This window comes from Ureibacillus acetophenoni (genome assembly GCF_900220965.1).
In the GTDB taxonomy this organism is placed as follows: Bacteria; Bacillota; Bacilli; order Bacillales_A; family Planococcaceae; genus Ureibacillus; species Ureibacillus acetophenoni.
The window spans coordinates 158635-183002 of record NZ_OBQC01000006.1; the positions used below are offsets into that span (position 1 = coordinate 158635).

The 24368-nt window shown below is 33.8% G+C and carries 35 protein-coding genes, 3 tRNA genes and 1 pseudogene; 14 read left to right on the top strand and 25 right to left on the bottom strand.

Annotation, left to right across the window (positions count from 1 at the left end):
- Positions 1–99 precede the first annotated feature (99 nt).
- Positions 100–414, top strand: a complete 315-nt coding sequence (locus CRO45_RS10215; RefSeq protein ID WP_097149557.1) for a hypothetical protein — start codon at positions 100–102, stop codon at positions 412–414.
- Between the two features lie 112 nt (positions 415–526).
- Positions 527–730 carry a hypothetical protein gene (locus tag CRO45_RS10220; protein WP_097149558.1) on the top strand — a complete coding sequence of 68 codons (204 nt, stop codon included), beginning with the start codon at positions 527–529 and terminating at the stop codon, positions 728–730.
- Between the two features lie 94 nt (positions 731–824).
- Here CRO45_RS10220 and CRO45_RS10225 read toward each other — a convergent pair whose 3' ends face one another.
- The 3 genes from CRO45_RS10225 to CRO45_RS10235 all read right to left on the bottom strand — a co-directional run bounded on the left by CRO45_RS10225 (position 825) and on the right by CRO45_RS10235 (position 2213).
- Positions 825–1202 carry an SET domain-containing protein gene (locus CRO45_RS10225; protein ID WP_097149559.1) on the bottom strand — a complete coding sequence of 126 codons (378 nt, stop codon included), beginning with the start codon at positions 1200–1202 and terminating at the stop codon, positions 825–827.
- Positions 1203–1322: 120 nt separating this feature from the next.
- Positions 1323–1724, bottom strand: coding sequence for a CopG family transcriptional regulator (locus CRO45_RS10230; RefSeq protein WP_097149560.1), 402 nt, complete (start codon positions 1722–1724; stop codon positions 1323–1325).
- 102 nt (positions 1725–1826) lie between these two features.
- Positions 1827–2213, bottom strand: coding sequence for a hypothetical protein (locus CRO45_RS10235; RefSeq protein ID WP_097149561.1), 387 nt, complete (start codon positions 2211–2213; stop codon positions 1827–1829).
- Positions 2214–2366: 153 nt separating this feature from the next.
- Between CRO45_RS10235 and CRO45_RS20065 the strand changes: the two genes are divergently transcribed.
- Complete coding sequence (locus CRO45_RS20065; protein ID WP_170949464.1) at positions 2367–2513, top strand: hypothetical protein; 147 nt, start codon at positions 2367–2369, stop codon at positions 2511–2513.
- A 75-nt stretch (positions 2514–2588) separates the two neighbouring features.
- Here CRO45_RS20065 and CRO45_RS10240 read toward each other — a convergent pair whose 3' ends face one another.
- Entirely contained in the window at positions 2589–3026 is a 438-nt protein-coding gene (locus CRO45_RS10240; protein WP_097149562.1) for a cell wall hydrolase, read from the bottom strand.
- Between the two features lie 141 nt (positions 3027–3167).
- Here CRO45_RS10240 and CRO45_RS10245 point away from each other — a divergent pair, with 141 nt between their 5' ends.
- Positions 3168–3353 (top strand): hypothetical protein, encoded by a 186-nt coding sequence (locus tag CRO45_RS10245; RefSeq protein ID WP_097149563.1) that lies wholly within the window; start codon positions 3168–3170, stop codon positions 3351–3353.
- A gap of 63 nt (positions 3354–3416) precedes the next feature.
- Here the strand turns inward: CRO45_RS10245 and CRO45_RS10250 are convergent, their stop codons facing one another.
- The 7 genes from CRO45_RS10250 to CRO45_RS10280 form a co-directional block, all read right to left on the bottom strand.
- Positions 3417–3617 carry a cold-shock protein gene (locus tag CRO45_RS10250; RefSeq protein ID WP_097149564.1) on the bottom strand — a complete coding sequence of 67 codons (201 nt, stop codon included), beginning with the start codon at positions 3615–3617 and terminating at the stop codon, positions 3417–3419.
- A gap of 275 nt (positions 3618–3892) precedes the next feature.
- Positions 3893–4102, bottom strand: coding sequence for a hypothetical protein (locus CRO45_RS10255; RefSeq protein WP_097149565.1), 210 nt, complete (start codon positions 4100–4102; stop codon positions 3893–3895).
- Positions 4103–4427: 325 nt separating this feature from the next.
- Positions 4428–4589: a YjcZ family sporulation protein gene (locus CRO45_RS10260; protein WP_097149566.1), complete on the bottom strand. Its 162-nt coding sequence runs from the start codon at positions 4587–4589 to the stop codon at positions 4428–4430.
- 149 nt (positions 4590–4738) lie between these two features.
- A complete protein-coding gene (locus CRO45_RS10265; protein ID WP_097149600.1) occupies positions 4739–5173 on the bottom strand; it encodes a DMT family transporter in 435 nt (144 codons plus the stop codon).
- A gap of 159 nt (positions 5174–5332) precedes the next feature.
- Positions 5333–5869: a DUF1572 domain-containing protein gene (locus CRO45_RS10270; RefSeq protein ID WP_097149567.1), complete on the bottom strand. Its 537-nt coding sequence runs from the start codon at positions 5867–5869 to the stop codon at positions 5333–5335.
- A gap of 31 nt (positions 5870–5900) precedes the next feature.
- The gene (locus CRO45_RS10275; protein ID WP_235864574.1) at positions 5901–6680 is read right to left on the bottom strand and encodes a class I SAM-dependent methyltransferase; all 780 of its coding nucleotides are present in this window, start codon (positions 6678–6680) and stop codon (positions 5901–5903) included.
- Positions 6681–6835: 155 nt separating this feature from the next.
- On the bottom strand, positions 6836–7387 hold the full coding sequence (locus CRO45_RS10280) for an NADPH-dependent FMN reductase (protein ID WP_097149569.1): 552 nt from the start codon (positions 7385–7387) through the stop codon (positions 6836–6838).
- Positions 7388–7720: 333 nt separating this feature from the next.
- Between CRO45_RS10280 and CRO45_RS10285 the strand changes: the two genes are divergently transcribed.
- Complete coding sequence (locus tag CRO45_RS10285; protein WP_408057130.1) at positions 7721–8011, top strand: YmaF family protein; 291 nt, start codon at positions 7721–7723, stop codon at positions 8009–8011.
- A 259-nt stretch (positions 8012–8270) separates the two neighbouring features.
- Here CRO45_RS10285 and CRO45_RS20070 read toward each other — a convergent pair whose 3' ends face one another.
- Positions 8271–8444: a hypothetical protein gene (locus tag CRO45_RS20070; protein WP_170949465.1), complete on the bottom strand. Its 174-nt coding sequence runs from the start codon at positions 8442–8444 to the stop codon at positions 8271–8273.
- 100 nt (positions 8445–8544) lie between these two features.
- Here CRO45_RS20070 and CRO45_RS10290 point away from each other — a divergent pair, with 100 nt between their 5' ends.
- Positions 8545–8871 carry a hypothetical protein gene (locus tag CRO45_RS10290; RefSeq protein WP_097149571.1) on the top strand — a complete coding sequence of 109 codons (327 nt, stop codon included), beginning with the start codon at positions 8545–8547 and terminating at the stop codon, positions 8869–8871.
- A gap of 85 nt (positions 8872–8956) precedes the next feature.
- On the opposite strand, the gene CRO45_RS10295 is transcribed toward CRO45_RS10290, so the two are convergent.
- From CRO45_RS10295 to CRO45_RS10335, 9 genes and pseudogenes are all read right to left on the bottom strand, one after another.
- A complete protein-coding gene (locus CRO45_RS10295; protein WP_097149601.1) occupies positions 8957–9517 on the bottom strand; it encodes a cysteine hydrolase family protein in 561 nt (186 codons plus the stop codon).
- Positions 9518–9580: 63 nt separating this feature from the next.
- Positions 9581–9988 (bottom strand): annotated as a pseudogene (lspA, locus tag CRO45_RS10300) (signal peptidase II); the annotation flags it as partial.
- Positions 9989–10048: 60 nt separating this feature from the next.
- The gene (locus tag CRO45_RS10305; protein ID WP_097149572.1) at positions 10049–10855 is read right to left on the bottom strand and encodes a GNAT family N-acetyltransferase; all 807 of its coding nucleotides are present in this window, start codon (positions 10853–10855) and stop codon (positions 10049–10051) included.
- Between the two features lie 27 nt (positions 10856–10882).
- Positions 10883–11239: a YybH family protein gene (locus CRO45_RS10310; RefSeq protein ID WP_097149573.1), complete on the bottom strand. Its 357-nt coding sequence runs from the start codon at positions 11237–11239 to the stop codon at positions 10883–10885.
- A gap of 13 nt (positions 11240–11252) precedes the next feature.
- On the bottom strand, positions 11253–12005 hold the full coding sequence (locus CRO45_RS10315) for a class I SAM-dependent methyltransferase (protein WP_097149574.1): 753 nt from the start codon (positions 12003–12005) through the stop codon (positions 11253–11255).
- 172 nt (positions 12006–12177) lie between these two features.
- On the bottom strand, positions 12178–12993 hold the full coding sequence (locus CRO45_RS10320) for a protein phosphatase 2C domain-containing protein (RefSeq protein WP_097149575.1): 816 nt from the start codon (positions 12991–12993) through the stop codon (positions 12178–12180).
- The gene (locus CRO45_RS10325; protein WP_097149576.1) at positions 12986–13441 is read right to left on the bottom strand and encodes an HIT family protein; all 456 of its coding nucleotides are present in this window, start codon (positions 13439–13441) and stop codon (positions 12986–12988) included. Before CRO45_RS10325 ends, CRO45_RS10320 begins: the two co-directional genes overlap by 8 nt.
- Before the next feature lie 286 nt (positions 13442–13727).
- Positions 13728–14159, bottom strand: coding sequence for a hypothetical protein (locus tag CRO45_RS10330; RefSeq protein WP_097149577.1), 432 nt, complete (start codon positions 14157–14159; stop codon positions 13728–13730).
- Between the two features lie 73 nt (positions 14160–14232).
- The gene (locus tag CRO45_RS10335) at positions 14233–14748 is read right to left on the bottom strand and encodes a GNAT family N-acetyltransferase (protein WP_097149578.1); all 516 of its coding nucleotides are present in this window, start codon (positions 14746–14748) and stop codon (positions 14233–14235) included.
- A 202-nt stretch (positions 14749–14950) separates the two neighbouring features.
- Between CRO45_RS10335 and CRO45_RS10340 the strand changes: the two genes are divergently transcribed.
- Together CRO45_RS10340 and CRO45_RS10345 are read left to right on the top strand one after the other, a co-directional pair.
- Complete coding sequence (locus CRO45_RS10340) at positions 14951–15550, top strand: YitT family protein (protein ID WP_170949466.1); 600 nt, start codon at positions 14951–14953, stop codon at positions 15548–15550.
- A gap of 108 nt (positions 15551–15658) precedes the next feature.
- Positions 15659–16213, top strand: a complete 555-nt coding sequence (locus tag CRO45_RS10345) for a hypothetical protein (RefSeq protein ID WP_097149580.1) — start codon at positions 15659–15661, stop codon at positions 16211–16213.
- Between the two features lie 129 nt (positions 16214–16342).
- Here CRO45_RS10345 and CRO45_RS10350 read toward each other — a convergent pair whose 3' ends face one another.
- Positions 16343–16615, bottom strand: coding sequence for a hypothetical protein (locus CRO45_RS10350; protein ID WP_097149581.1), 273 nt, complete (start codon positions 16613–16615; stop codon positions 16343–16345).
- A gap of 471 nt (positions 16616–17086) precedes the next feature.
- On the opposite strand from CRO45_RS10350, the gene CRO45_RS10355 reads away from it, so the two are divergent.
- From CRO45_RS10355 to CRO45_RS10380, 6 genes are all read left to right on the top strand, one after another.
- On the top strand, positions 17087–17275 hold the full coding sequence (locus CRO45_RS10355; RefSeq protein WP_097149582.1) for a hypothetical protein: 189 nt from the start codon (positions 17087–17089) through the stop codon (positions 17273–17275).
- A 1-nt stretch (position 17276) separates the two neighbouring features.
- Entirely contained in the window at positions 17277–17477 is a 201-nt protein-coding gene (locus CRO45_RS10360; RefSeq protein WP_097149583.1) for a YwbE family protein, read from the top strand.
- Between the two features lie 182 nt (positions 17478–17659).
- On the top strand, positions 17660–18847 hold the full coding sequence (locus CRO45_RS10365; protein ID WP_141400327.1) for a beta-ketoacyl synthase N-terminal-like domain-containing protein: 1188 nt from the start codon (positions 17660–17662) through the stop codon (positions 18845–18847).
- Entirely contained in the window at positions 18847–21231 is a 2385-nt protein-coding gene (locus CRO45_RS10370; protein WP_097149585.1) for a putative bifunctional diguanylate cyclase/phosphodiesterase, read from the top strand. Before CRO45_RS10365 ends, CRO45_RS10370 begins: the two co-directional genes overlap by 1 nt.
- Before the next feature lie 225 nt (positions 21232–21456).
- A complete protein-coding gene (locus CRO45_RS10375) occupies positions 21457–22404 on the top strand; it encodes a M20/M25/M40 family metallo-hydrolase (RefSeq protein WP_328588622.1) in 948 nt (315 codons plus the stop codon).
- 14 nt (positions 22405–22418) lie between these two features.
- Positions 22419–23852: a YfcC family protein gene (locus CRO45_RS10380; RefSeq protein ID WP_097149586.1), complete on the top strand. Its 1434-nt coding sequence runs from the start codon at positions 22419–22421 to the stop codon at positions 23850–23852.
- Between the two features lie 223 nt (positions 23853–24075).
- On the opposite strand, the gene CRO45_RS10385 is transcribed toward CRO45_RS10380, so the two are convergent.
- The 3 genes from CRO45_RS10385 to CRO45_RS10395 form a co-directional block, all read right to left on the bottom strand.
- Positions 24076–24146, bottom strand: a tRNA-Cys gene (locus CRO45_RS10385).
- A gap of 31 nt (positions 24147–24177) precedes the next feature.
- A tRNA-Gln gene (locus tag CRO45_RS10390) sits at positions 24178–24252 on the bottom strand.
- A 6-nt stretch (positions 24253–24258) separates the two neighbouring features.
- Positions 24259–24334, bottom strand: a tRNA-His gene (locus CRO45_RS10395).
- Positions 24335–24368: the final 34 nt, after the last annotated feature.

Consider the following 24368-nt stretch of genomic DNA (forward strand, 5'->3'; position numbering starts at 1 on the left):
TTTAGCTACATAACATTATTTTTAACGAATTGAATAGGAGGTTAATATTTGTAAATACTTCAAAATATACAAATTCTAAATATATTCAGGGGTGTTAAAATGGTGTTTCCAACGATTTATACAAACATTTGGGATGTTCTATTAGCCATTCCTTTTGTCATGATTTTAACTCAAATTACTAAAATGATATTTCATATTAAATCGTTTTTCGTCCCTACCCTATCTATTGTAATTGGTCTTTTACTATCCATTTTTATTAGTCATAATTATGATTTACTGGCTGGTATTTTCATGGGTTTTGTTTATGGATATGGCGCTATTGGCAATTATGCTTCAATGAAAACATCTTACAATGCATACAGGAAAAGAAAATCGAAAAAATTTGCTGCATATAATCACACAATGCATCCCTAAATACAAAGGTTATTAATATCCATTAATGGCCCTTTTTAAATCCTATGTTCCTTCTTGCCTTTTGACTACAAGTGCCACTTTATGAACTTAAGATTAATCATCGCATATTATAATGATGATAATTATAAAAAAGGATGATGTAGTTATTTTAAGGATAAAAGGACCTAGTACACCATCTGGTAGCGAAGGAAAACCTCGAGATATCGAGTATGACATAGGGGACATTGATCGTTGGGAAGATGATGGCGGAAGAAATCCTGGGACAAGATCAGGACAATTTCGATGGTATGTTGATGTTTCGTATTACTTTTTATAAATTTCTTTAAAGGGAGGCGCGTTGCCTCCCTTTCTTTTTAAAAAAATTAGGCTATTGTCTTTCATAAAAAACAAAGCCTAATCATCAAAATATTTTATTCCTTATTAAACCAAAGTTCTTCATTGTCATCTACATCACCGTTATAGTTGATGAAAATCTCTTCACCTGCTTTTATATCTTTGTAAGCAAAGAAGTCAAATGTGTGATTTTTAAAATTTATTTCGTAAGTAGCATTCGGTTCATACGAATGGTTAAACAACATTCCATATCCGAGAAGGATTGCAGTGTGATTAATTCCATATTCAAATGCATAATCAGCAAGTAAAGTTTTTTCAATGTGTTCATGCTGATCATTTGGATACGCAATGACTGGGGCCTCATGGATTAACTCCCCCTTTTTTATGTCACATGTAGCAAATACTCCTCTATTGAATTCTCCGTCACTTACCTGAGATGTTTTTATTTCAATCATGTTGTTCTCCTACTATTCTAAGTTTTATTAACTGTAACATTAATTACAATTCTTCGCATGCTGCAACACTTAATTGTGCATACTATCTACCTAAAATCCCAATTAACACTTAATAATAGTTTATACTATTATTTTTTCTTTATTTATTTTCTTTAATACTTCTTTTAATTGGGCTGTTGCTTTTAGTGTTCCGTACACTTTTAATGATTTTATCGTTCTTAACGCTAATTCTTCACTTATGTCTTCTGCTAATACTAACATACCAATTACTTTTATTTCCAGAACTTTATTTTGCGAACTTACTTCTTCAAGGATATTTTTATTGAAATAACTAATTCCAACTGCAAACGATTTTTCTTGAATGAGAGGCTCAACTACATTTGAATATGTCGATAATGAATTTCGAATTGCGGTCTTTATAAAATCAGTACGATTTGAATAAAACCCTTGTTCTATTAAAACATCAACCTTCCCTAAATCTACGACATTCATGTTGATTGTAACTTTTTCCGTTTCCGCCATATATATTCCCTCCCACATCCTTTTTGAATATATATGAAAACGGTTCCATCCATATACCATCCAGATGGATGATTTATTAAGAAAAATTTTTATTAATTTGTTTTATCTCTTTAAATATTTCTCTGTCCAACCTAATGCAGCACAAATATATAAAAAAACAGCATAGATGCATACTCCAACTAAGTAATAACTGTCATCTACTTTTGGAACGATTGTAAATTCTGATTCTCCATGATTTTTTATATAAGTTGGAATGGAATTAAAATAATATCCAAAATAGATTATTGTTGTAATTAGCAATATAGCTGCTAGCATCGCTTTCTTATGTAAAACAACTTTTATCAAACTTTTCTTAAAGGCTTGTGGGAATCCAATTTTTGTGGATTTATCTTTTGTCTCAGCTCTTATACTATGTTGATGTGGTGTTAAGAAAAAGAACATTAACCACCCCCAAATACCACCAAAAATCATCATTTCATGAAATTGCACGGTAACTCACTCCTAACAGTTTAATCCCTTATTAAAACCAATATATATTATAAATTTCAACAATAATTAGCAAAAAACCTCCATCAGAATAAATCTAATATTTTGACGCAAATTAAGTTAGACTCTGTCAATCATTTAGGAGGTGAACCAGCGATGGCTAAAAAAAGTAAAACGAGCTTTAAAAAAATGAAAAAGCCGAAAAAAGATATTAATCATCGTAATGAGGAATACTCGAAAGAGTTTAACCAAGTGATTCATAACAATCCTCCACTAGAAGTAAGAAAGCACAGAGGCACATAATAAGAAAAATCCTTAGTCCCATTCGTTGAGTAGGGCTAAGGATTTTTCAGCTTTGTTTAGTTTTTGTCGCTTTTATTACACATAAACACTATCACATGATCCAGCTGCCGGTTCATAGTAACAGTGATTTTTAAATTGACCAGCAAACGGTTGACTGTACCATGTTGGAGGACAAGGAGCATAAGGGTTAAAATACCAAAGGGCATATTTCCCTGGATGATCTCTCCAATAAGTAACCACTTGTCTTGCTAATCTTCGTTCGTTTTCCCTTGCTGGGCTATAAAATAGGTTCCCTTTTTGAACAGCTTCAAAAGAATAATTCCCACCTTGTACTTGGTAAATAACATCTTCTACACTTCTTACATCTCGAAAGTCTAAACAATCGGCTACAACACGATTTACAATAACATTTCCTACATAAAGCATCCCTTGATTTCCTTCGCCCTCAGCTTCAGCTCGCATCATCCTAGCAATTAAATCAATGTCAGCATCTCGGTACTTTATTCTCGCCATATTCTCACCCCAAACTAGTGTATGAAGAAGAGCCCATTTTGTTGTCATCGTTTGTCGAATAAATTTCTAATCTAAGTGCAACATAAGATTATTAATCGTTGAGGGAAAAAATCGCAAAACATTAGCTAGGAGTGATCAATTTTGAAAGAAAAAGAAAAGTTCCTTACAACCGCACCTGAAGAAAAAAAGTTTACTATAGAAAACGATTCTAGATATCCTAATTTAAAGAACGTGCCCGGTAACTCTGTTGATGCCTACACTGATTTGAAAGAGGCAAACACCTTTTTAGCCAGTAAAGAGATAGGACAACAAAATGAAAATCTATAGCCAATTATGAAAAAAAGAGGAACCCTTTTGAAAGGATTCCTCTTTATAGCTATCCAACGAAAATTAAAGTTTTACGATGTTTGTAGCTTGTGGTCCACGTTGACCTTGTTCAACTTCAAATTCAACTTTTTGACCTTCGTCTAAAGATTTGAATCCTTCACCTTGGATTGCTGAGAAGTGAGCGAATACGTCTGCTCCACCTTCAACTTCGATGAAACCGAAACCTTTTTCTGAGTTAAACCATTTTACTGTACCTTGTGTCATTTAGATGACCTCCATTAAATTAAAATTAATATATAATCTTTTTAAAATAAAAAAATTCACATATTACAAAAAGTACCGAACAAACACGATTACTCTTTGTAATAGGTGAATTCAAGATGCTTCCTATATAGGACTTTATTAAATTTATTATATATCATCATTATATGTTTGTCCATTTAATTTTATTCACTAATTATAACTCTAATTTACGATCTATGAAAAAAAGCGCCAAATATCTTTATATTTTGAAAGAAATTGACACTTTGTGATTGAGATTAGCGTGATGTTTTAGGTGGCTGACAAACTTCACATTTACGTTGGTTATTATCTTTAAACTTCTTAAACGTCTTTTCAAATTGATTTCCACATGCACATTGTAATAATAATTTTTGTGAAAAACCGTGATATTCTGTAGTAAGTAATTTACTTTCAGAATTATTTTCAACAAATTTTTTGATCTCCCCGATTGTCCATCTTTTATTCACTCATTTACACTCCAATCTTTCGATTAAGCAAAAGGCTATGTTTGCATTCGATAATTTTCTTAAGCTATTCATTATAGCATGTTCGAACCTATATATTTACAAGTTTTCTAAATGGATGTTATTAGTTTGGAGTAAGATTTGAGTTTCATTCGTAAATACTCGTTTTTAAAGTACCTATAACTAAAAAAGACACCCAAATTTTAAGGTGTCTTCTTTATGATGAGTATGAAATAGTAAGTTCTACTGTAGCGAGAGGGGAATATATATGGCATTTTCATGTTATCAAAGCTTGTGGAAGAAATTTAACTATTACTCATTAAAGGTATTAGCAGTCTTTTTTCATGAAGTGAGCACCAACAATAATTAATAGAATAAAGAGTACAACGATTAATACGAATTCTTTGTTGTTATCTTTACGATCAAATGCACCCGCTACATAATTATTGTCATTACAATAATCGTATTGTTGTTTATGGCATCCGTACATTATTTCTCACCCCCTAAGATTTACACTATAACTTATGTGTGTTTACTAAGGAGGCATCGTACAAACGTACAGATTTCAAAAATTTAAGTTAAAAACTCATTATTCAACTACTAAGATTGTTTTTTTCATTTATTAAAAGCGATCCTAAATTATTTTTTTGTATATAGAAATAATGCTATGAACATTAGAAATACTGCTGCCAACTTGTTCACGTCAACCGGGTTTCGTTCAGCTCCAAAAAGACCAAAGTGGTCAATCACTACACTAAGTATTATTTGTCCAACAATAACAGCTAGTAAAGTAGTAGACACACCAATTTTAGGCACAACTAGCACCTGAACTAATATAAAAAATGCACCTAAAATTCCTCCAAGTAATTGCCACTTCGGAACCGTAGAAATTGATGTTATTTGCCCATTCCCAAAAAATATTAGTACGAGTAATAAGAACAATGTACCAAGCGCAAAACTAATAAACGCCCCCTCTATAACACCAATCTTTTTTCCTAATCCACCGTTAATTTGTCCTTGTATAGCTACTGTCATCCCAGCGATGAGCGCAAGTAATGGGAAAAATAATTTTATGAACATTTGATTTCAATCCCCTTTGATAATTTTGGCAATTTATTCATCTCAATACTCAAAATAGTAAATTAATAGACTAAAAGGTTCAATAAAAAAGACGTTAGTCCTTCGTGGAAAAACGTCTTGTAAATAGTATTCTCTTAATTATCATTAAACCTATCATTGTTGATGCTTTTCTAGCATCTTTTTTAAATACGCTTCAGATTTACCTTTTGGAATACTAAGATTGTTCCATAAATCGTTTTTGATCTGTTTTCCAATATATACGATCTGTCCAACATGATAAGCATAATGAGCAACTTGCCTTTCAATTGCTTCAATGACAGTATGCTTTTCTCCACGAATTGTAATTTGTTTTAATAAGTCCTCTTCCCTTAGACTATTTAATGTATCAAAAAGTGATTTCCATCCCTTCTCCCAAACGATCATTAAATCATATTTTGAAGTGATATCATCAACAAATTCGTCGTCGCGATTTCGATACTCCTTTTCCCCATCAGAAGTTAAGAAATCCGTCCATCTAGAAACCATATTTCCACTCATATGTTTGACTATTATTGAAATACTATTTGATTCTTCATTATAAGTCCAATGAATGTCTTTATCGCACAATTGTTGAAAGGTTTTATCTCCAAGATTTTTTAAACTTTTAAATCTTTCAATGATGACTTTTATATACTCGTTTCCAATACTCAAACGCATTCCCCCTATTTAAATTATTAATAGATTAGATTCTCGCTCTGACTAGATATCGTGAGAATGTAATTGGCATTCCATTCTCCGTTGCATTTTGATCAAAAATCTTAGTAATTTCATTAATATTATTTTCAATTAATGCCTGTAAGATTGTAGGTTGTTGGCCGAAACAACGTAGTTTAACAACATCTACCGCCGATTTTATATATTCTATACTATTCACGACTTCAACTTGTGCAGAACTAAAGTTAGAAGCTTCAAGTCGTAGCTTAAGTCCATCTAGAATTGGTGTGCCATTTAATGGTTGAAATAAATTAGGAAATAAAGTCGGTAATTCTTTTCCTGACTGATCTCCAGGATGAAGTCCATATACGGCCCCACCCTTTATCACGACATTCTTAAGGAGTGGATATGCAGAAGTTGGCCCTTTCCTTATATAGGCACAATCGAAAGTATTCCTTTCAAAAGGTAATCGATTCTTTGTGCTTCCAACAACAAAGGATACATTGGTCTTTTTCATCTCTTTACCTTTGTTGATAAACTGCTCCATTGCATCAAAGCCGACGATTTCACTTGCGACTTCGCTACATTTGAGTGTGAACTCTCCATGACCACAACCGACATCTATCACTTTCTTATTAGCAATGCTATGGAGCACTTCTTTATCAAACTTCGACTCTCCATTAGGTTCTGAAAATGAAGAATTCCATGGATAAGTATACTTACCTTGAAGGTGACTAAGTTGTTTGTACCACTCAATTGAATGTGGGGGTAACCAATCGGCTAATGTTGTTGGATCAATGAGTGCCAATATTTCACCTCCTTATATAAGCGTTATTCATATATTGTTATATTCGATTTCAACAAAAAATATTTTAATCCTCTTTTATTAAGCGCGAAAAAAAGTTGGAGCTAAATAAACTTAAATTTAATGCTCCAACTTGTTATTTATATAATGTTATTTACTTATGCTTGATGTTTTTTAATAAGATCTACAAATGCATCTACGAATGATTGGATGAAAGGTGCTGTTTCTTCATTGAATTTACCACTTTCATCAAAAATTTCGAAAGAATTAGCAAGATAAACTTCTGGTTGTTGAACAGTTGGCATATTTAAGAAAACTAAGCTTTGGCGTAAATGATGATTTGCACCAAACCCACTTAAATTACCTGGTGATTGACTAATAACTGCAGCTGGTTTACCATCCCATGCACTTTGACCATATGGACGTGAACCAACATCTAAAGCATTCTTTAATGCTCCTGATATTGATCGGTTATATTCTGGTGTTACAAATAATACAGCGTCTGCACTTTTAATCGCATTTCGGAATGCTGTATATTCTGCAGGTACATTACTTTCAGTATCGATGTCCTCATTGTATAAAGGAAGATTTCCGATTTCTACAAATTCTGCTTCATAACCTGCTGGGAATAATTCTCCAACGTTTTTTGCAATTTTTGTTGAAACTGATTCACTTCTTAAACTACCACTAATTAGTGCTACTTTTACCATATGACATCACCCTACCTTTATATTAATGTTTGGAGTTTAATAGGTACCCCAACTATTACCATATTATATAAATATAAGGATTTCAAATTTTCTGATTCGTATAAATATCTTATGGATTGGGATCCTTTATTTTGAGATTGAACTATTCTGATTTTATCCAAGGGATTTAGATGATTTTTTTAATTTGTGCCCAATTCTGTCCACCTTACATACACTAGTGAAAAATTAAAAGGGGATCTTTCATTGGAAATACCTATTTCTGGATTCATGTTCCACTCAGATAATTCGGGGCAGATGCACTCACATGAGCTGTTGATTACTCAGTGGGATGGAATGCCCGTGCAAGGTCATGTTCATGAACTGCGGGGAGTAACTTCTTATGATGTCGGTCACAATCACCGATACGCGGGCACAACCGAACCGGCTCCAAGTGGCGTTCAACATACCCATCGTTATTTTACATTCACTACTGTTGATGACAGACACAGGCATCAAATCCGTGGAGTGACTGGTCCAGCGATACAACTTCCGAACGGTGGACATTATCATGAATTTAGTGGGTTTACAACTGTAGATGGAGTTACTCCTCATAGGCATAGCTATAGTGGAAGAACGAGTTTGTAGAAGTTTGTGAAGCTGTATGTGGATGTTTATTAGAATAAATTGATTTGTTATTAAAATATTTGAGGTTGTTATTAGAAAAAATCACGGCGTTATTAGAATTTCATCTGGATTCAAGACTCTTGGCGAGCGATATTAGAAAAATTCTTTGTGTTATTAGAATATTTGAGGTAGTTATTAGAAAAAATCACGAGTTTATTAGAAAATTCCTCATCGAGTGCAATCAATAAAGGGGCTCACTCGACTTTAAAAGTGAACCCCTTTATCCTGGATACGCCTCTTCTTTCGAAACTCGTACCATATCAGGATGAAAATATTTTTTAACATACCTTTCAATCGCGAAGTGAATATCTTTGCGATACCACTTTGTCAGTGAATGTTCTTCGAATAATTGTGGCATACCTAACCTTGCAAAGTGCCCCAAATGCATATTCATTTCCATCACTCCTCATTTCACTATCCTAATGGAGCCAGTTTTCCTGCATAGATTATATATGATAAAATGAATGAATCCTATTAATAAGGAGTGAGTCATTTTGTTTTTACAATCCGTATTTCTTGCAGTGTTCGTTCTCTATATTATGAATCTCATATTTATTATTAAAAAGGATATTAACCATTTAAAAATTTGGAAGAGTATCATTTTAGTTTTAAATGCAGTAGCACTTATTTTTAGCGGTATATTGGTTTATTACTTTACTGTTATTGTTATTTCAATAAATGATGATGTTTTTTCATTTTTAAGGGATAATTCAGCCATTAATTTATTATTTATTGGTTTAGTTATATATTTCTTAGTGCTTAATATTGTATTATCAGTGTTTGTCATTCGAAAGAAACCTAGTAAAACATTAAAAATATAAAATTCTTTCACCTCTAAAAGATTAGGGGTGTTTTTTCATATAATAAAAAAGACGCCTCTACTTAAAGCAGAAACGCCGTTTTACATTATCGATAATTATTATGAATAGGGTTAAACAAATCGTCATCAGAGCTTCTAACAAGTGAGAAGTTGTCTACGTTATCAAGGCCGTTGAGCACACGGTTATGGTGTTGAATGATTTGTTTCGCAGTTAAATCACTCGAATCGGATGTTGAATGACCATCACCAACAAGAGTCACATCAAATCCGTTCACTGTTGCCGTTCTTACTGCAGTATCTATACAATACTCTGTCTTACAACCCATAATCGCAACATGCTCGACATTAAGCTCCTTCAAGTGCCCAAGTAAAGGTGTGCCATAAAATGAGTTTGTCGCAGCTTTGTTAAAAATTACTGCTTCTTCAGGGATAGTGATATGAGGGTGAACTTCAAAACCAGCCCCTTCTCCGTCCGCAACAGATGTATCACGGATAAAAATTATAGGAATGTTTTCTTCCGTTGCTTTTTGAACAACTTTATTTATATTACTAATTAAACGCTCTTTCTCAATGACGCCTGTTTCAAAATTGCCATCCCCATCGATGATTGCCTGTTGTGCGTCAATTACAAGTAAAGCTTGATTCAACTGATTTCCCCCTTGACCTAAACTCCTTTTCTTCTTTTGAAATAGTTCAGTATTAACCGTATCCGCTATAAGTAGAACTAAACCAATATTTAAAGCATAGTCTGCGATATTAAGAATTCCATTGCTCGTTCCAAAGGTGATAAAGTCAGTCACCTGGTTAAATAATATCCGGTCAATCGCATTTCCAATTGCCCCGCCAGCTAGGAAACCCGCACCAAGATCTAATAGTTTCCTTTTCCCCTCTTTTTTACGGTAAAAAATTAAAAATGCTACTACAAATATCGCAACAGGTACAAACCATCTTCCATAACCTTGAAATGAACTAAATGCAGCTCCGGTATTTTCATAATGTGTGATAATGATTGGACTGTTCCACAAATTAAAATATTCACCAATTGCTACGTTCATGCGAATCCATATTTTCGTTAGTTGATCAATGATAATTACAACTATTGCGAATAAATAAAACATTTATTAAAGTTTCCTTCCTTTTACAAACGAAGTATTTTACACAAGTATAAACGGATTTCCTTATCCCTTCACCCAAATCGCTTTCGTATAAGCAATCTTCATACCTGCTCTTTCCATATTATTTTGACTAACTGATCCGAACCTCGCTTGTCCAACTAACAATTCGTTATCGTTTTCATATGCTTCCATCATACGTTTTTTAATTAATGCACTTTGGATTCCTTGATTTCTTTCATAAGGTAGGGTTGTCGCTGCAGCAAGGGTTGCTATTTTATTTTTCGAAAATAAAACTCCTATCCCTACAGGACGTTCATTGATTAAAGCTAGATAAAATGTCCAATTTGGATTCGAGTATAGCACTCTATTATTTCGAGCTACCCCACTAGTTAAAAAGTCTGGCATTTGAAAGCCTTTCGTGTAAATTTCTCCAAATAACTCAAATTCGTTTTCTTTTAATTTTCTGATTGTAATATTGGGAGTATCCTCGTGAGATTCCTCAAATAGCTGTTTGTAAAGTGTAGTATGAAAATCGATTTGATAAAATCCTAATTTATTTAAATAGGTAAGTAATTCTTTAGATATGTGTGCTGGAGTTAATTCGAATTGGATAGGAATATCATGTTGATCATAGAATTTAAGGATTTTCTCTATGTAATGTTCTTCACCTGCTCTTAGTCCTTTTACAGTGTTAAAAGACGGACCAGGAATATTTTTTGCCAAGAAGGCTGTAGCTGTTCCAAAGGTTTGAAGCTCAATACCCATTGGATTTCCTTCTATATTTTGAATGGCTGAAAGTCTAGAAGTTAGTAGATCGATTTCAGCTTGCTCGAGTTTTTGTGCAAGTTCTATATTTACAACGTTTATCATTAGTTCTCTCCTAACTTTTGGTCGAACTCAAGGCATTGGACTTAAATGTTCATGAATTAATAACCATTGACCAGATTCATTGACAAACACATTTGTTGCTCGACCTTTTCCACTAGCGTATTTCCCGTCGATGTAACCTTCATAGAAGTATGTATATATGCATGTCGCTGAGACACTGTTATTAAACAACCACGTAATGTCGCGAGCTTCATAGTTTTCATCTTTTACGGTTTCCCACGCATTTTCAAAGTATTGTTGAATTTCTTGATGGCCTTTACAAGTTTGGTTCGAAAAGAAATAGACAGCATCGGGATGAAGTAATTTCCGTACTTCATTAAAATCATGTGTATTTGTTGCACGAATATAGTTATTTAATATTTCCATAAGAAACCTACCTCTAATTACTTTTCCGGGATTTGATGACAATAAATGATGGTCTCCGTTGTTCGTTAATGAGTTTTGGAATTTTTTCTAATCCTTCAGGAGTTGATTGGGGTTCGAGTACCTTTTCTAATACGAGACCATTTTCAATTAATGTGTTGATCAATGTTGAGAGTGACCTGTGATACATGACGACTCCATCCACTAGCCAATGGAATGCGCGTTTACCTTCTTCGTGATAATGATCGATTGCCCAGTGCAATCGATTCCCTTCATCATCAGTAATCCAATTTTTAGAGGTTCTCGTTAGTTGTCTTCTAGCAGTTGAGATGGGGTGCTCCGTCGAGAAGATAAATAACCCATTTCCCTTTAGTAGATTACGCACATTTTCAACTAATTTCGGATAATCTTCAACGTAATGAACAGCCAATGAGCTAATAATGATATCAAACGTCTGTTCATTGAGATTTAAATCTTCAATGGCTGTACAAATATATTCAATTTTCTCGTGGGAATTATCGTGTTTTGCTTTATTGATCATGTTGCTAGATATATCAATTCCCACAACTTTAGAGGCACCATTATCTGCACAATACTTCGTTAAACCGCCTGCCCCACATCCTAAATCCAGAACTGTTTTACCTTCTAAATTAGGTATCAATGATTTGATTGAAGGTTGCTCGACAAAGTCGTTAATTGTTAGGCCTGTTTCACGTTTTGACGTATATCCTTCGAAGAATACAGGATTATCGTAAATGTTTTGTTTCATAGGATACCTCCAAGAATAAGGTTATGAAGTTGAAATGTATTAGACATAAAAGCGCACGTAATGGTTCGAAAATGGCACGTAATATTGAATTATCGTACGTAATTTCGTGATATTCGCCCGTAAATTATTAAAATTCGCTCATAACTTTCAAGTCGCAATTATTTACCTAATCCTACTTAACCCGATCGCTCGGCTGCATTCCTTCATCTTCTATTTCTACGAACCAAGATAAGATGGTTGTGCTGTCTAATACACCGTTATTCTGTATTTCATCTAACAAATAAAATACGCCTTCTTCATTTGTTGCTCGCTGAAATGCTCGGAAAATCTCCTGTGGATTATCAAAGCTCACATTAGGACATTCCACCAGTCCATCAGTTGTAAGAAAGATGTGATTTTGACCTTTTCTTAGTTCTTTTATGCCAGTGCTGAAACATGGCACTTCTAAATCAAAGGTGTTTACCTTTCCAATCCATTCATAAAAACTGCGATGATTTTGTTGATATTCGTTCAGGGCTACCAGTTCTGGGTGATGTAAATGAAGGATACAATCGCCAACAGAGAACCACCAAAGATACTTATCTTTCCTTGCAACGATTAGACAGGCAGTTTCACCTTCAACTTCCTGACACGCTGAACGAAACGATTGACTTTCAAAAGTTGTCAAAAGTAGATTTTCAAGTTTCCTAAAGGTTTCTCTTGTTGGTAATGCTAATATTTGTTTAATGTCTGTTTGAAGGGATTCAATAGTCGCTACGACTAATTCCGCGCTTTCTGCTGATTTATGGGCATCTAAAAGAACAGCGAATTCCACATTTAAGTCAGCATTTGCCCAAACTAAGCAGCCATCCTCATTTTTCACCTTTCTGTTCGCTGTTGAGTTACCACCAAAACGTCCCAGCAAAACATTCCCTAAACATTGAGTATCGATCTTATCAACAAAGTGCTTCTGACTTCCTACCCAACTATAATCAATCCAGTTACTCATATCGATTTGACTCTAAGTAATTTTTAATTCGTTCACAAAGTGAAACAACTTCACTTTCGCGACCCATTCTTGCGTTTGGTGCATCATATACTGCAAAAGGTGCCCAAAATTCCTTCGGTGTATTTGGATAGCGTGGAATGATATGCATATGAACATGTGGTACTGAGTTACCTGAAACGACCGCGTAAATATGCTCCGCACCCTCGGTTTCCTTTAAAGCTTTACTGATTCTGGCCATTATCACTCCAAAGGCACTTGCTTCTTCAACATTCATATCCCCAAGCGTTGGTACATGACGCTTTAAATCAATCATTAAATGCCCTAAATAATTAGGCTCACCATTACTATCTACATGCCCCACATATACGTAATCATCTTCGTAAATCGCAATACCTGCCGTTTGAATCTTCCCCTTATGCTTTTTACAAATAAAACAATTCTCCCCCATTTTTGTTACCCCCTCGTATCCGACAAAAGTTAAAGTTAACAATGAAAAAACTATGATTTGAATAACAAAGCTATGAATTTATTGTTTTATGCTTATGTCTAGTAGAAGTTGTAAAAATAATAAACCGCCCCACACCATGAAAAGTACAGTGTACACAAGTAAGAGAAACCAACAAACGAGTAGAAATATTTTGTTAATCCATTTATTTGATAGGATGTTCATCATACTCCTCCTTAGATAATAAGTAATACTTCAATAAGCTTTTACTATCATCAATTTGTCCAAACTAGAAATATTCATCATACAATTGCAACACATTGTTTCTTAACTCGCGCAAGTCCATATTCGCTTGGATTGCTTCCTCTTTTGACTCGGCATCAATAAAGTCTTGCATTGCTATTTCAAATAGATCTTTAATAGCATGCAAATCTATCCTTTTAGACCCTTCAAAGGATTCAGCAACCGAATAAACTTGGTTTCCATATCCTTCGCTTATTTGTAATAATAAAATCTCTTTCTCTTTCTCTCCTAAATCCAAATCTTCATATAAAATTGATTCTTGTAACCAAATAAAATCTTGTATAGCAAAAGCGACTCGATTTAATATGTCTTCCTGCAGGTTTTTAGTTTTGTTTAATTCCCCCATTTGCATCCATATGGAGATTATAAGGGCGATAACTAGCAGTAATGAAATCCATCTCCATTTATGTTCCTTCATATGTCTCTCCAATCCAAATTAAAAAGAGTTTGCTTTACCAATTCGGCATTTCGAAGTGGAATCCTCTTCTAATCTACTTACCCAGTCCGTTTAAAAATAAAACCATTAAATCTTCATCATAATAATTTCCATCGTCTTTAAGGGCGTTTGGTTCTACTCCGTAGGTTTTAAATCCAAGAGATTCGTAGAGTTTTTTGGCACTTTCGTTCGTTGAAACGACTGCTAAATGAATTTGTTCTAACCCCTCATCTTTTTTTGCACGTTCAATCAATTCTAAAAGAATCTTTTTACCAACCTTCTGTCCGCGCATTTCTGGTGCAACAAACATTCCGTATATATTTCCTTTATGGCTATCTTTTTTACCCGTATTACGAACAAATGTAGCAATACCTACTAGGACACCTCCATTAAATGCTCCCATGACAAACTTTTCTTGAGTCGGACGAATTCGATCTTTTACCATATCCAATGTATAAGCTACCTCTTTTTCATAGGTAGACCCGAAACTTTCAGATGATATCTTTAATGCTCTTAATCTTATTTTTTGATAATCCTCTGCATCAAATTCTGTTAGAATTCTAAACTCCATGATTATTCCCACCCTTTCTCTATTTAATCTTCTTATTTTCGTTTAACTTTTACTAAAAACCTCAATGGCTAAAACTATTCCTTGTTTTTATTTCAACTATGTTCATCATATTTCCTTTCCACTCATAAGAATAATATGGGAAAAGTTTAAGGCCATAGCAATTCCCCTGCACCTCAATTTACATAAAAGGAGCATCAACTATTTGAGAGTATTTAGGCCATATAAAGATTATTTTTTTGAACTAGCCTTTAAAATTCCTTGGATTTTTATCGGGGCAATGATGGCAGCTGTTAGTCTTGAGGTTATATTAATTCCACATGGATTAATTGATGGAGGCATTACAGGGGTTTCCATGATGCTTTCTAATATTGGTGGGTATCCATTAAGTACGTTGTTATTTATTTTAAATATTCCCTTTTTGATATTAGGATTGAAATTTCTAGGTAAGCGTTTTGCATTTTCAGCAACTTTTGGAATTGTTGCTTTAACCATTTCTACTGAGCTTTTAGAAAGGAAAACTCCTTTCCTCGTTGGAAATACGATATTAATTTTAATCATTGGTGGTATCTTGCTTGGGATGGGAATCGGAATTGTTATTCGTAACGGTGGCGTATTAGATGGGACAGACGTTCTTGCCCTCCTAATTTCAAGTAAAACGCGATTATCTGTCGGAGAAGCTATATTTGTTATTAACATATTTATTTTCCTTTTTGCGTTATTATTGTTCGGTTGGAAAGGTGCTCTAATATCAATCATTACATACTTTATCGCGGTGACGGTGGTGGATATGGTGCGAAGTTAACGATGTAAGTACCAAGCCTTATTTGCGCAAAAAGTATGATGGTATTAACTAATAGTTATGGTATATTATAGTAAAAATATTCTGTTTACTATATGGAGAGTGCCATTAATGAGTGTTTTAAGAGCAGAAAAAAGTCGTCATCCTGCATGGATTGTTATTGCTATCCTGTTGTGTATCGCTGGACCATTTATTGCAATACTAACGCCGGTCATTTTAGCAGTTACTACTTATCAGTACAGTTCTCGTATTACTTATGTTCCGCTACCTAACGGGTTTAACTATTATCTTGCCGCTTTCGTGTTAACTGGCGTATTACTAATTTTCGTATATTTTATTTCCAAAAAGTCATTAAAAATTACCTTTGCCATAGTTGCTACATGCTTGTTTTTATTTTTGTTCTATTCAGGGGCAAGCCAATACCATTATTTCGATAAGAACTATATAGAGATTGGTAGTGTTCTAGATAAAAAACAATACAGTTGGAGTGATGTTCAAGAGGCTGTGATTGTAGTTGACTCCGCTGAATTTAGAAGCTTATTTTTAACAATGAATGATTCAAAGGAAATTGAAATTCTGTTAGCTGGAGTTGTGAATAGTAAGGCAGAAATGTCTATAAGAAATCGATTGATTGAAAATAATGTAGAAATTAAATATGCAGATTAATGGAGTAGTCAGTATGCTTTTTGACTCACTCCTTTTTTCAATTCAAATTTCCCCTCTTTTTTATTACTTCGATACACAAATTAACCCCAATGACATTTAGTCATTGGGGTTTTATATTGTTATCGGTTCTTACTGCTTTTCCTGTTCAACCGTATTTAAGCACCAAGTAAAGTTGTCCCATGCAGAATGCCAACCACTAAAAAGTTCTGACGAATCATCCCAACGGACATCAAACTTCTTCATACCGTCAACTTCTACTAGGTATAATGCTAATGTCTCATCCTTTTTAGAAACAGCTAACTTCATACCGTTTTCAAGTTCTTCTTCTGTAAATGGTACATCGGAAATAGAGCGCACTTGCGCTTGTTCAAACACTTGTTTGTTAAATATTTTATAATTCATAGTAAACCCCCAATAGAACTTCAATAATTTTTATTCCCTATTTCACTTTAAATTATAGGACACTAAAAGTATATCCTATATTTACTCAACAATTAAAACATTTAAATATTGTGATTTTAATTTGACCCATTTTTAAAATAATCTTCGTAAAAAATTTTTAAAAGATGTGAATAAAAAAACGCCAAGTACCTATACTATAAATGATTTCACTTCAAGTCCAATGACTAAGGAGGGTTAACCCGATGAGTGCGATTGATCGTTAACTCAGAAAGGTCCGTTCAAAACAGAATAAGCTAAAGCATTTATGCAGAAGCGGAGGCTGTGATTGTCATGGAGCATGAAATGTAAGTGAAATTAGACCCGGAATTTAATTTCCGGGTCTTTTTAATTGTACATAGTTAAATTTTCTTTCACAATATTTGAAAATAGATTATACTTGATTAACCATAATTTTCAAAAAGGAGAAGTTTTATGACAGAAAATCAACAATCCGAAGGGACAAAAAAGAGCCTTCAAGAAATCGTAAAGCAACAGCTTGAAGCAAAGAAAAATAAAGCTTCAAATGGTAAAGCAAAAACGAACGTAGACCTTTCAGCTAAAAAAATGAAAAGCCAGCAAACGAAAAAAACAATGAATACCCGTAGAAAAATGGGAGTCTAAAATGAATGGGCAAAACAGAAATAATATAACCCCAGGCATGACAGTAGAAATTGTTTTAAAAAAAGACCAAAAAACAGGCAAGCTTACAAAAGGTACTGTGAAAGATATTCTTACAAAGTCTGGCACCCACCCTCATGGTATTAAAGTTAGATTAACCGATGGACAAATTGGACGAGTCAAAGTAATTCACCAAGATAGTTAAAAACTAAACTCGGAATGATTTCCGGGTTTTTTATTATCATCCCCCCTAATACAAACCGATTATTTTTCACCTATAATTTCTAGTTCTATACCTAAATTCATTTAATTCCCATTACAAAACAATACACCCTCCATTTATAATAGAAAAATACTAAAAATATCAAAATTGTGAAGGTGATATGGTTGGGCGAGATCGTAATCACAGGTTATGGCATAAAAGCGCCTGGTGTACATAATAAGGCTAGTTTTCTGGAAGTATTAAAGAATGGAATTTGTACACAAAGCATTATAGAAACTAGTCATTCAAAAACCAGTATAGTTGCTGGTGTTATAGAAGATTACTTTCTTGAAATAAACGGAAGAAATTATAAACGTTATCCCCGTTATACTAGACTGGCAGTTGCATGCGCTTTGGAAGCTACAACTATGTCAAATCTACAATATTATAAGCCTCATCGAATTGGTGTCGTTATTGGAACTGCAGCTGGTGCAATACTCGAAATTGAAAAATATTGTTCTCAATTTTTTGACTTAAAAACAACTCCTTTACACGGTGTAGCTTTTGCTGACTCGCATACAGTTTCAAATTCAGTTTCTGAATTTATTGGTTCTTGTGGTCCTTCTTACACCATTTCAACAGGATGTACTGCCAGCCTTGATGCCATTTCAATTGGGAAATTATTAATAGAGAGTGGAACGATTGACGCTTGTATTGTAGGAGGAGCAGATGCCCCCTTAGGTCAATGGACAATCAATGGATTTAATAAAATTAAATCGCTCTCAACACAAACTATAATTAATAAAGCTGGGGTTCCATTTTCAAGTGAGCATAGTGGTTTCGTATTATCTGAAGGTGCAGGATTACTCGTATTGGAACGAAAAGATACTGCTCAACAACGTGGTCAACATATTTATGGAGAGATTGAACGTTTAATCTCAAGGAATGAAGGCCAAAAGTTATTAAGTTCAGATGTAACTGGCAAACATATGCTTGAAGTTTTTCAAGAAACATTAGATAATACAACACCTACATATATAAACAGTCAAGCTCTAGGTTTAAAAACAAATGATCAGTTGGAACAGTTCATTCTAACAGAAACTTTCGGCACTGAAGTTTCTATTACTTCTATAAAAGGTATGATTGGACACTCCTTTGGAGCAATGGGAGCTATTCAAACAATTTCATCGTTATTGTCGATGGAATATGGATTTATACCCCCTACTATTAAATCGAACAGTGTAGGATTTGAGAACTTACCTATTGTACATGAAACGATTTATCAAAACGTTGAGTCTGTAGGCATTACAACGCATGGAAGTAGTGGGAATAACGCTTGCCTATTACTGACAAATGGTTTGGGGGGTCAGTAATGTTTTCTATCTTTTTATTTATATTATCTTTAATTCCTATTTGTGTTGGTATTACACTGCTGGTTTTATTTAAATCGAATAAACTGTCGAAAATCATTTTTATATTTCTAGTAATGGTTTCTTTTTGGCATTTAGATATTGCTTTTTTATATTCAGTTAATCTATTTGAAAAAGAGACGATTAATTTCTTCTATAGATTGTTTCGATTTGGTTCTATTATGATTACACCAATGTTGTTCCATTTAGGATATACCATTGCACAAGAAATGTTATCTGATAATTTGAAAAAGAAATGGCGATTTATAATAAACAAGTATGCCGTTAGTCTACTTTATTTAATTGCAGTTGTTAGCTATTTAACATCATATAGTAAATACGGTGTTCAAAAACTAGAACTTTTAGAAGTTGGACAAAGTATTTTTTACTTTCCTGTATATGGAGAATTATCTTGGGTCTTTTATACCAATATTATTCTTTTTATATTTAGTGTAAGCTCTTCAATATTGATTAGTAAAAATGTAAAAAACAAGATGTTCCGCTCTTTTTTAATGTACTTTAATGTTTTTTCTGTATTCAGCTATGCAATTGGCGCATTAAATATTTTCCCTGAAGCAAGATTATTAGCAAGTCCGATTGCTATGCTAGTCTTCTCATTGTCGATATTAATTCTTACAAGCCGGTTGCACTTTGACATTATTAATAGCTTTAATAAAAAACTCAAAGAACAAAAGCAATTTCTTTTCAAGGTAATTGATTTAAATCCAAATTATATATACGCTCAAGATCATAGTGGTCGTTATACATTGGTCAACGAATCATTTGCACAACTAGTAAGAATGGACATTCAGGACATTATCGGTAAAACAGATATTGATTTACAGAAAGCTAGAGATGAACAGGCTCCACTTCTTGGAAATGATGCATTTAATTTACCTGAAATACAGTTTATCCGAGAGGAGACTCTAACCACTGCATCAGGTGATAAAATTTGGGTTCAAACGGCAAAAGTTCCTATCCGTATGAATGAACTACCTAATGTACTTGCTGTGTCTACTGATATTACTGAACGTAAAAATTATGAAGATGAAATTATGTACCAAGCAAATCATGATATTTTAACAGGGTTACCAAACCGTAGAAAATTCAATGAAGATTTAAAAACTCTATTAGAGGAGTCAACTGATTCTAGTAAAAATGCAATTATGCTACTTGATATAGACAGATTTAAGTACATAAATGATGCACTTGGACATGATGTCGGTGACTTATTATTAATTGAGGTATCAAAACGTATTGAAAATCTACTAAAATCTTCTCATCCATGCGGTAAAATATATCGTCTTGGTGGTGATGAGTTCACGATTTTACTTCAAGGTTATACTGCTTTAGATAGTGAAATTGTTGCTAATGAATTAATAGATGTATTTAAAAACGGAATCATAGTCGATGGTAGTGAATACTTTACAACGCCGAGTATTGGAATAAGTATTTACCCAGATCACGGAAATGACGCTAATTTGTTAATTAAACATGCAGATACTGCAATGTATTATGTAAAAGCAAAAGGCAAAAACAATTATCATTTATTTACTTCAGAAATGCAGCAACATGTATTTAGAAAAATGATGATTGAAAAACAACTACGCACTGCAATTGAAAGTGACGAATTCGAACTTTATTATCAACCTATTATCGACTTAAAAACAAATGAAATAATTGGGATGGAAAGTCTTATACGTTGGGATAACAAAGTACTTGGTAGAGTTACTCCAGATGAGCTCATTTCCGTTGCAGAAGATACAGGAATTATTATTCCATTAGGACAATGGATATTAAAAACGGCTTTAAAACAGACTGCAGAATGGCAAAAACAAAGTCACAAGCAAATAATGATAAGTATTAATATATCCGTGAAGCAATTACTTGATCCAATGTTTGTAGAAAGTGTAAAAGTAGTGTTAGAAGATGTTACAATTGATCCCTCTACTGTCGTATTAGAAATTACTGAAAGTATTGCGATGTATAGAGAAACAATGATAGAAAAACTAAATGCATTAAAGAACCTTGGTGTTCGTTTATCGATGGATGACTTTGGAACAGGGTACTCCTCCCTTAGCTATTTAAATAAATACCCTCTCGATTCTTTAAAAATTGATAAGTCATTTGTTTTAGAAATGATTCATGATGCTGAAAATAAAGGTATTGTCAAAACAATCATTGCAATTGCAAAAGAACTAAATTTAAAAGTAATCGCTGAAGGTGTAGAAGGACAAGAGGAATATCATTTCTTAAATACAATTGGGTGTGATTACGCTCAAGGATATTATAGTAGTCCCCCACTTCCTGCCAATGAATTTAAAGAGAAATGGTTACAATTAATTTAAATATGGAAGCCAAAATTAAACTGCATCCCAATGTTAGCTAAATACTAACATTCAGGAGTGCAGTTTTTTTTCATTATCACTATTCCGATTCTACTATATTCCTAGCCCTATTTACTAATTATCCCCTATTTTACTATTCAATCTATTTTATTTCATCAGTAATTTATTAACCAGCAATCTGCACTTTAGTGTGTTAAAACATTTACTTAGATTGAAAGTATGTAGGTGGTTACTATTCCTCTTGACAGATTAGATGAATTATTAGCAAACAATAAAGATGAATACATTGAACAATTATTCACCCTCTTACGACAAAAGAGTATTAGCACACAAAATGTTGGCATTACCGAATGTGCTAATTTACTCAAGTCAATGATGGATGACCTTGGTATTAAAACGCAAATTATGCAAACAAATGGTCATCCTGTTGTTTATGGTGAAATGATTAATGACGAAAAGTTCTTTACATTACTAATCTATGGACACTATGATGTTCAGCCGGTAGAACCATTAGACGAGTGGAAGTTTCCGCCTTTTGAACCGACAATCTATGATGGACGGATTTATGGACGAGGAGCTGGAGACAACACGGGGCAATTGATGGCTCAACTTCTTGGTGTGAATACGTATATTGGACTATTCGGAGATTTACCTATCAATATTAAGTTTCTATTTGAAGGTGAAGAAGAATTAGGAAGTCCAAATTTAGCAGCATTCGTAAAAGAAAATAAAGAATTATTAAAAGCAAATCTTGTTTATACATTGGATGTACTGCTTGTAGTGGATCAAGACCCAATGGACATTTTCAATAAAATTTATAAGCATGTCCAAAAGCATGATCCCGATATTGAAGTAACTTATATATCTTCAATGGAACCTTCGAGAACTTCTGCTGATTTAGAAATTGTAAAGGTAGTCGCAAATGCTGTTCGTACCTCCTTTAAACAAGAACCTTTAATTCAGCCGAGTTTGGGTAGTTCCCTTCCGGATTATGTATGGACCAAAATATTAGAGGTTCCTTCTATTATTATGCCTTATGCAAATTTTGACCAAAGAAATCATTCGCCTAACGAGAATCTAAGAATCGATTACTTCTTAAACGGCATTAAATGTACTTGTCACGTAATTGATGCTCTTGGAAAACAAAAAAACGTACAGAAATTCTTATTTTGAAAGGTTATTTAATTATGAAAACTACTGAGATATTAACAGAAAATAAACAGAAAAATAAATCTAAGAAATCTAGGTTTAAAGTTCCCCACGTATTTGCACTACTATTTTTCATTATTTTAATTGCTGTTGCATTAACCTATATCATTCCAGCTGGTGAATTTGATAGAGTTGAAGATCCGGTTACTGGTAGAACACTTGTTGTAGAAGGTACATATGAGAATGTTCCTCAAAACCCAGTAAGTATTATTGATATCCCTGGGTTGATTATTACGGGAATAAACGAAGCTAGTGCAATTATATTATTTTTATTTGTTGTTGGTGGTTCGTTCCGAATCATTACATCAACTGGCGCTTTTGATGCTGGTATCAGAGCGGTAACTACTAAGTTAGGGAATAAAGATATTCTTATTATCCCGCTATTAATTTTAATTTTCGCTATTTGCGGTGCTACTGTTGGGATGACTATTGAAGCAGTAGGATTAGTCCCTTTAATGATTGCTTTTGCTCGATCAATGAAATATGACGCTATTACTGGTATGGCTATAGTCTTATTAGGATGCTTCAGCGGTTTTATTGCAGGATTAATGAATCCATTTACAGTTGGGGTTGCGCAACAAATTGCTGGACTACCAATGTTTTCGGGTATGTGGTTACGTGCAATTATTATGGTTGTATTAATCATTGTTTCGAGTATATACATAATACGTTATGCTAAAAAAGTAAAAGCCGATCCAACTAAAAGTTTAGTGTATGAGCTTGAACAAAAGCAAAGAGACAATGCACTAGAACTAAATCCTGATTTCAAATTAAAACTGAATCATTACTTAATTCTACTAACATTTATGTCGGGTATTGGTTTATTAATATGGGGAGTTATTACAAAACATTGGTATCTTGAACAAATGGCTGCCCTATTCCTAGCTATGGGGATTCTTTCAGGTATTTTCGCCGGGTTTAGTTCTAGTAGAATTGCAGAAGAATTTGTAGAAGGTGCTAAATCTGTTACATTAGGGGCCTTAATTGTAGGTATTGCTATGGCCATTACAGTGGCTTTAAGGGAAGGACAAATTATTGATTCCTTAATTAATGGGATCGCTAGCATCATTATGATTCTACCAGACTTTTTAAAGGTTATTAGTATTTACCTGTTTCAAAATGTTATCAACTTTTTCATCAATTCCGGCTCTGGACAAGCGACAGTGACAATGCCGATCATGGTACCATTGGGTGAATTAGTTGGTATTACAAGACAAACGACAGTTCTATCATTCCATTTAGGCGATGGGTTTACGAATCTGATCTACCCTACTGCCTCAACTTTGATGGCCTATCTTGCAACTGCAGGTATCGGTTATGACAAATGGGTACGATTTATATGGCCATTAGTTCTAATATTTGTTGCTATTGGTGCGGTATTTGTTGTTTTTGCACATATTATTCAATATTAATAATTTGGTAGTAAGTTAAAAACTTGTGGATATCCACAGGTTTTTTTTATTTTTTGGTGATAAGTTTTTAAATTGCAAGATTGCCTCTAATTGAATACAAAATACACGCCTCAAATCAATCTGAAATCTTCACAACAATTAAAAAAGCATTAATTCCTTTGTATTGGAATTAATGCTTAAAATTATATAATTTAAATTTAAGATTCAACATTTTATGAATTAAAGGCGGCTACCGGATTTGAACCGGTGATGAGGGTGTTGCAGACCCGTGCCTTACCACTTGGCTAAGCCGCCATAATTACGGAAGTGGTTGACTATAAAAAAATGGCTGGGGTACCAGGATTCGAACCTGGGCATGACGGAATCAAAATCCGCTGCCTTACCGCTTGGCTATACCCCAAAGTAATGGGGCGGCTGATGGGAATCGAACCCACGAATGCCGGAACCACAATCCGGTGCGTTAACCACTTCGCCACAACCGCCATAGTTAAAGTTCAATTAAGATGGTGGAGAGGG

Bases quoted from the DNA above. Each gene is read 5' to 3' on its own strand.
- CRO45_RS10350 (WP_097149581.1), bottom strand. From the start codon at position 16,615: ATGAATTATAAAATATTTAACAAACAAGTGTTTGAACAAGCGCAAGTG.
- CRO45_RS10320 (WP_097149575.1), bottom strand. From the start codon at position 12,993: ATGAGTAACTGGATTGATTATAGTTGGGTAGGAAGTCAGAAGCACTTT.
- CRO45_RS10370 (WP_097149585.1), top strand. From the start codon at position 18,847: ATGTTTTCTATCTTTTTATTTATATTATCTTTAATTCCTATTTGTGTT.
- CRO45_RS10280 (WP_097149569.1), bottom strand. From the start codon at position 7,387: ATGGTAAAAGTAGCACTAATTAGTGGTAGTTTAAGAAGTGAATCAGTT.
- CRO45_RS10345 (WP_097149580.1), top strand. From the start codon at position 15,659: ATGAGTGTTTTAAGAGCAGAAAAAAGTCGTCATCCTGCATGGATTGTT.
- CRO45_RS10285 (WP_408057130.1), top strand. From the start codon at position 7,721: ATGCCCGTGCAAGGTCATGTTCATGAACTGCGGGGAGTAACTTCTTAT.
- CRO45_RS10230 (WP_097149560.1), bottom strand. From the start codon at position 1,724: ATGGCGGAAACGGAAAAAGTTACAATCAACATGAATGTCGTAGATTTA.
- CRO45_RS10325 (WP_097149576.1), bottom strand. From the start codon at position 13,441: ATGGGGGAGAATTGTTTTATTTGTAAAAAGCATAAGGGGAAGATTCAA.
- CRO45_RS10330 (WP_097149577.1), bottom strand. From the start codon at position 14,159: ATGAAGGAACATAAATGGAGATGGATTTCATTACTGCTAGTTATCGCC.
- CRO45_RS20065 (WP_170949464.1), top strand. From the start codon at position 2,367: ATGGCTAAAAAAAGTAAAACGAGCTTTAAAAAAATGAAAAAGCCGAAA.
- CRO45_RS10310 (WP_097149573.1), bottom strand. From the start codon at position 11,239: ATGGAAATATTAAATAACTATATTCGTGCAACAAATACACATGATTTT.
- CRO45_RS10215 (WP_097149557.1), top strand. From the start codon at position 100: ATGGTGTTTCCAACGATTTATACAAACATTTGGGATGTTCTATTAGCC.
- CRO45_RS10260 (WP_097149566.1), bottom strand. From the start codon at position 4,589: ATGTACGGATGCCATAAACAACAATACGATTATTGTAATGACAATAAT.
- CRO45_RS10305 (WP_097149572.1), bottom strand. From the start codon at position 10,855: ATGATAAACGTTGTAAATATAGAACTTGCACAAAAACTCGAGCAAGCT.
- CRO45_RS10360 (WP_097149583.1), top strand. From the start codon at position 17,277: ATGAATGGGCAAAACAGAAATAATATAACCCCAGGCATGACAGTAGAA.
- CRO45_RS10335 (WP_097149578.1), bottom strand. From the start codon at position 14,748: ATGGAGTTTAGAATTCTAACAGAATTTGATGCAGAGGATTATCAAAAA.
- CRO45_RS10225 (WP_097149559.1), bottom strand. From the start codon at position 1,202: ATGATTGAAATAAAAACATCTCAGGTAAGTGACGGAGAATTCAATAGA.
- CRO45_RS20070 (WP_170949465.1), bottom strand. From the start codon at position 8,444: ATGAATATGCATTTGGGGCACTTTGCAAGGTTAGGTATGCCACAATTA.
- CRO45_RS10380 (WP_097149586.1), top strand. From the start codon at position 22,419: ATGAAAACTACTGAGATATTAACAGAAAATAAACAGAAAAATAAATCT.
- CRO45_RS10355 (WP_097149582.1), top strand. From the start codon at position 17,087: ATGACAGAAAATCAACAATCCGAAGGGACAAAAAAGAGCCTTCAAGAA.
- CRO45_RS10250 (WP_097149564.1), bottom strand. From the start codon at position 3,617: ATGACACAAGGTACAGTAAAATGGTTTAACTCAGAAAAAGGTTTCGGT.
- CRO45_RS10315 (WP_097149574.1), bottom strand. From the start codon at position 12,005: ATGAAACAAAACATTTACGATAATCCTGTATTCTTCGAAGGATATACG.
- CRO45_RS10240 (WP_097149562.1), bottom strand. From the start codon at position 3,026: ATGGCGAGAATAAAGTACCGAGATGCTGACATTGATTTAATTGCTAGG.
- CRO45_RS10220 (WP_097149558.1), top strand. From the start codon at position 527: ATGATGATAATTATAAAAAAGGATGATGTAGTTATTTTAAGGATAAAA.